The organism is uncultured Gimesia sp., assembly GCF_937910335.1.
Lineage (GTDB): Bacteria > Planctomycetota > Planctomycetia > Planctomycetales > Planctomycetaceae > Gimesia.
Map to the genome: position 1 here is coordinate 1 of NZ_CALEMX010000009.1, position 5,840 is coordinate 5,840.

Sequence of the window (5,840 nt, forward strand, 5' to 3'; positions counted from 1 at the left end):
CTGCAAGTCCTTCCCTGATAAAGCGAGCCGAGGTGCTGAATATGAGTCGTCCCGCTAATTCCATCCAGGTAACTCAATCGCGGCGTTCCTTCCTCCAGGCAGGTTTTCTTACCCTGGGAGGTTTGGGATTGGGAGATTTGTTGCGCCTGAGAGCGGCGGCCGCTTCCCCCGCAAAAACGACCCCGGATACGTCGGTGATTCTCATCTGGCTGCAGGGCGGTCCCAGTCATATGGAAACTTATGATATGAAGCCGAATGCACCGGTGGAATATCGAGGCGAGTTCAACCCGATTCATACCAATGTACCGGGTATGGATATCTGTGAGATGCTGCCCCTGCATGCGAAGGTAGCTGATCGGTTTACGATTATCCGTTCGATATCTCACGGCTTTGCCAACCATGCGGGCGGCGCAGGTCGATTCCTTTCCGGACGTGATCCCTTAAGGCCATTGGACCCAAAATCACAATTCCCGACGATTGGTCCGATTGTCTCCCGGATGCGAGATCATGTGAATAATGGACTACCAAATTACATAGGCAATCAGCCTCGCGTGTATGGGGGTGGTAGTTCTTACCTGGGAGAGTCGGCATTGCCATTTGTGGTCGGCGCTGATCCCAACTTGAGCAATTTTCAAGTTCCGAATATCACGATTGACGAAAAACTCAAAGAGCGTCTCGATGATCGAGTAACGCTTTTGACTTCGTTCGACCAGATGCGCCGCGATCTGGATCAGAACGGTTCATTAAAATCGATCGATCAATTTAATACGCGGGCTCTGGAAATGCTGACCAGTGATCGCGCCCGCAATGCGTTCGATATGTCACAGGAAAGTGAAGCCACCCGCGAGAAATATGGCCGACACAAATGGGGCCAACGTGCCTTGCTGGCGCGCCGACTGGTCGAAGCGGGCAGCAGTTTCGTTACCATGCAGATGCAGAACCCGGGTATCAAAGGTTGTGCAGGCAACTGGGACATTCATGCCGTGAATGGTCACCTGTATGACGATATGCGGGGACGTTTGCCAATTTTTGACCGTGCGGTTTCTGCGCTGATCGAAGATATCTATGAACGTGGTCTCGATAAAAAAGTGATGGTGATTGTCTCCGGTGAATTTGGTCGCACGCCACGCATTAACCCACAAAAGGGAACACGTTCCAAAATCATGCAGCCCGGACGAGATCATTGGCCCGGCTCCATGTCTGTCCTGGTTTCAGGAGGTGGCATGAAAATGGGTCAAGTCATCGGCTCCACGACCGCGAATGGCGCATATGCCAAGGATAACAAGTTGGATCCGAATGATTTGCTGGCAACCGTTTATCGCTTCCTCGGTATCGACCAGCATCACGCAATCCTCGACCATAGCGGCCGTCCCATGCCGATCCTGCCTAGTGGAAATCCGATCGCCGAACTGAGCTGATTGCAAGTTTGATTTCTAAATCACTTAACGCTTCTGTGTCGTCTTGCTTGGAAATTGTTCTTCCAGCAACTTGATCGCTTTTTGAAATGCGATTTCGTCGGATGGGTTGTCGACAATATTCGTGTTTTCATCAGGATCGGCTTCGTGATCGTAGAGTTCTCGGGCTTCGACCTTACCGGTTTTGAAGTTGCGCCATTCGGTATATCGATAGCGGGGCGTGCGGACTGAGACGCCCATGTTTTGTGGGACATCCTTAAAATACGCGGGCCTTGGATGTTGTGTAAAGGCGGCTGGTTTCACCGATTGTGTGGGATCATTGAGGAGCGGGACCAGGCTCTTGCCTTCCAGTTGATTAGGTGCAGGCAGCTGGCAGAGTTCGACTAGCGTCGGATACATGTCGAGCAGTTCGACGAGCGCATGCGAGGTTTCCCCCGCGTGTTTCATATGGGGAGCCGAGATCATCAAAGGCACGTGCGCGTCATTTTCGAAATTGGAAGTCTTGCACCATAGTCCATGCTCGCCAAGATGAAAGCCGTGATCGGACCAGAAGACAATGATCGTATTGTCGCGCAATCCCTGTCGATCCAACTCGGCGATAACTTTCCCAATCTGGGCATCGAGATAGCTGATGCCGGCCAGATAACCGGTTCGTAGTTCGATGGTTTCTTCCTGCGTGAGGTTCCTGCCTTTGGAACCCAGCAACTCCCGTCCGTTATGCAGGGCGATTGCGGGAACATTTTGGGGCGGCCTGGGATTAGTGGGAGTGGTAATCGGGATTTGGTCATAAAGATCCCAGTATTTTTTCGGTGGATTGAAGGGCAGGTGTGGTTTCCAGAAGCCGACAGCTAAAAAGAAAGGCTCTCGTTTCCGTTTCAATTTTTGCAACGCTTGAACGGCCAGGTCTGCGATGCGGCCATCAAAGTAAGCGGAGTCGGGAACATCGCGGCTTTCGGTCTTCTGCGTTTTTGCAAAGTTGACGGGAAGTTCCGTATTGTTATTCATGATGGGTTTGTCGCTGCCATGTGTTGCATAATGCAAAACCGCAGGTACCGACCATGATGCCGGGTCGCCCTGAATCTTTTGCCGCCAGTTGTGGAAAATTTTTCCGATGTTTTGCGTGAAGTAACCTTGCTGTTTGAAGAGTTGCGGCATTGTGACAATTTCAGGTTCGACTTCACGAAAATGAGTTGGTAGATCCCAGATCTTCAAGGTGTCCGGCCTGCGTCCCGTCAAAAGCGAAGCCCGTGAAGGATTGCAGAGCGCCTGTTGACAGTAGGCTTGTTTAAAGAGTACGCCACGTTTTGCCAATTGATCCAGGTGAGGTGTTTTTACTAAAGGGTGGCCGTAACATGCCAGGTCACAACGTAAATCATCGGCGGCAATAAACAACACGTTGGGTTTTTGAGCTGCTTGGGATTCTTCACAGACATTGGGGCAGAGAATCAGGAACAGGCTGAACGTCAATGAATAGAAAAAACTGCCTGAATGTTGCATAGGTTCAAACTTTCTCAGATCGATTGCAGGAATCACAGAGTTGGCATATTTCATTCTGAACAGAAACTGTTGCAGACACAAGGATTGTTGCTTGCTGGCTGATGTGCAGTGTGAATCTATCTCAAACTCGGCTGAAAAACAATTTACAAAAAGTTTGAAAAATGTTATTGACAGGATGAATAATTGTATTACTGTGTTGATACAGTTTTTTGCGAGGATTTATAATGCAGATTCAATTATCCGAAGCGGATGGTACTCCTTATTACCAGCAGGTAGCGAATCAGGTGAAATTCCTGGTGGCCTCCGGTCGGCTGGAGCCGCATGAGCAGCTTCCTTCTGTGCGTGGGCTCGCGCAGCAGTTGACGATCACTCCGAATACAGTAGCACGGGCTTATCGTGAGCTGGAAGCGGAAGGGGTGGTCATCTCGAAACGGGGTGCCGGCGTTTTTATTTCCAATGGCGTATCACCCCTTTCTAATAAAGAAAAACGCCGCATCCTCAATGAGCGCATGGATGCCCTGCTGACGGAATCGCGTCAATTAGGAGTCGATGAAGCAACTCTACTGAAATTACTTCGTCAGCGTAGCCAGAAATTTGATTCACACAAAGAGGGCGAAAAATGACAGAAAATGTAATCGATATTCAAAATTTGAGTCGTCGTTTTGGAAAAAAACAGGCATTATCTAATGTCAATCTCTCCGTTCCTGAAGGCTGTGTCTTCGGACTGGTCGGAGAAAACGGTGCCGGCAAGACTACAATGTTAAGGCACGTTTTGGGATTTCTGAAACCACAACTGGGAACGGTGCGTGTCTTTGGTACCGACCCGGTTTTGGACCCACCCGGAGTACTGGGCCGCATTGGGCATCTCTCGGAAAACCGCGATCTGCCCTCATGGATGTCGATTGGCGAGTTGTTTGAATTCACGCGCGCGTTCTATCCCAAATGGGATCCCGTTTATGCTGAAGAACTGCGGATAATGTTCGAGTTGACGCTCAGTCAAAAAGTGACCACGTTATCGCGAGGGCAGTTAGCACGCGCCGGTTTATTGCTGGCGCTGGCACATCGTCCTCCATTACTGGTATTGGACGAACCATCATCGGGCCTCGATCCGGTAGTCCGCAAGGACATTCTGGACGCCATCATTCGAACGGTCGTCGATGAGGGACGCACGGTTTTATTTTCCTCCCATTTGCTGGATGAAGTACAGCGTGTCTCCGATCGCATTGCCATTTTAGATCAGGGGCGTATTTTGCTGTCGAGTCCCCTGGATGAAGTGTTGGTATCGCATTTTCAGCTCACGGTCAGATTTCAGGAGCCACAGCCTTTTTTCCCGCAACTGACAGGGGCGCTCCTCTGGTCCGGCTCGGGTCGCGAATGGAAAATTGTGTGTAACGGCCAGAAGCAGGAGTTGGAAGAAGAGTTGAAAAACAAGGGTGGCGAAATCCTGGAACAAAACGCACCGACTCTGGAAGAGATTTTTGTAGCCCGTATGAAATCGGTGGAACGTCCTTCAACCAATGTATGACGTTTGTTGAATGAATAATGAGAATGAGGTGTCGCTGATGTCATCTGCCTTGTATGTGACGACCAAAGGGTTTTGTAAACGAACGTGGTTTGGCGCTCTGCTGGCTGTCGGAACACTGGTGATAGCGCCGTTGCTGTTTCGTACGATTTCTCGACTGCAGGGATTGAATTTGGTTTATATCGAGCATGATCTGTTTGATTATCATTTTGCTTATCTGGGAATATCGTGGGTGTTTTTTCTCGGCGCCTGTCTGCAGGGATTGCCGGGAGTTCAGAGAATGGTCCTCGGACTGCCCGTTTCTTCGAAATCAATTGCCAGCTGGTTAATGTTTACAATGGTGGGCTATGTCGTACTGCTTCAATTAGTAACCAATGGCTTTTATCGACTGCTGTTTTTTGATCAGAACTGGCTCGCAGACTATTGGCCCGTCATGGGTCCCTTATTGTTTTTAGTCACTTTAATCATGGTCGGTCATTACATTTACTGGAGCAAGTTTGCCCCCAGTATTACGCGATATGCATTCTGGGCTCTTTTAGTCGTCGGCATGTTCTGGTGGTTTATTTCCCGGTATTACCCGAACGGCTTTAAAGCAGACATTGTTCCCTGGAGCAAAGTCACCATCCCAGAATTTGTAACGATGCAACTGGTTTGTATTGCGGCCTGGTATCAGGGGACGCGCGCGTTTGCCCAGGTCCGCGCCGGCACCGCGGTTCCCAGCCCAGAGTGGGAGCAGATGGTGGCCTGGTGGAGTGCTTTGCTCACAGGAGCGATTCCCGAAAGACAAATCGTGCCTTTATCCCGACGGACGGCTCTGGCACGATTGCATTGGCGCGACTCCTGTCAGCGTGCCGTCATTATGGGAGGGCTGGGATTCGGGATGGTTGTATTTGTTTTTACACTCAGCTTTGGAATCGATTCCGGAACGGGATCAGGAACAAAAAATATTTATAGTCTTTTGCGAGATTTTCAGGCTATCACCACTTTATTCACTCTTGTTGCTGCCGTGATTGTTGCGGTTCTGATAGGGGATGGAATTTGCGGACCGGGTAGAACGGAAATGAAACGCTATCTGGCGATCGCGCCGCTGTCTGATCGTGAGTTGAATGCAACTTTCATGGGTAACATGGTCAAGGCGTTTGTCTCTGTGTTCTTGTTGATTCATCTTGGCCTGTTACTCAGTATTCTCGTGATGGTTTTCTATTTTGGACCAGAGAAATTTAAGGCTGATTTAAGCTGGAATGCGGTGATGGGATTGAGTTTGAATCATCTCTGGATCACAGTGATCGGGTTCTGGATCATCGCTGCGAATATGATTTCCGTTTTCTGGACAGGACGATCTTGGTTTTACTATACCCCGCATTTCCCAGATGACTTCCCTCGCTTTGGCACGTAATTTGCGCCAT

5 protein-coding genes are annotated in these 5,840 nt (G+C 49.7%); 4 read left to right on the forward strand and 1 reads right to left on the reverse strand.

Annotated features, from left to right (window positions below; all coding sequences use genetic code 11):
- Positions 1 to 41: 41 nt before the first annotated feature.
- Positions 42 to 1,418 carry a DUF1501 domain-containing protein gene (locus Q0668_RS00280; RefSeq protein WP_298858784.1) on the forward strand — a complete coding sequence of 459 codons (1,377 nt, stop codon included), beginning with the start codon at positions 42 to 44 and terminating at the stop codon, positions 1,416 to 1,418.
- A gap of 24 nt (positions 1,419 to 1,442) precedes the next feature.
- On the opposite strand, the gene Q0668_RS00285 is transcribed toward Q0668_RS00280, so the two are convergent.
- A complete protein-coding gene (locus Q0668_RS00285) occupies positions 1,443 to 2,912 on the reverse strand; it encodes a sulfatase (protein WP_298858776.1) in 1,470 nt (489 codons plus the stop codon).
- 224 nt (positions 2,913 to 3,136) lie between these two features.
- On the opposite strand from Q0668_RS00285, the gene Q0668_RS00290 reads away from it, so the two are divergent.
- Genes Q0668_RS00290 through Q0668_RS00300 form a run of 3 tightly spaced genes read left to right on the forward strand, consistent with a single transcriptional unit; the run spans position 3,137 to position 5,830 of the window.
- Positions 3,137 to 3,535 (forward strand): GntR family transcriptional regulator, encoded by a 399-nt coding sequence (locus tag Q0668_RS00290; RefSeq protein ID WP_298858778.1) that lies wholly within the window; start codon positions 3,137 to 3,139, stop codon positions 3,533 to 3,535.
- Positions 3,532 to 4,437 carry an ABC transporter ATP-binding protein gene (locus tag Q0668_RS00295; protein ID WP_298858780.1) on the forward strand — a complete coding sequence of 302 codons (906 nt, stop codon included), beginning with the start codon at positions 3,532 to 3,534 and terminating at the stop codon, positions 4,435 to 4,437. The genes Q0668_RS00290 and Q0668_RS00295 overlap by 4 nt, the downstream gene beginning before the upstream one ends.
- A 37-nt stretch (positions 4,438 to 4,474) precedes the next feature.
- Entirely contained in the window at positions 4,475 to 5,830 is a 1,356-nt protein-coding gene (locus Q0668_RS00300) for a hypothetical protein (protein ID WP_298858782.1), read from the forward strand.
- Positions 5,831 to 5,840 lie beyond the last annotated feature (10 nt).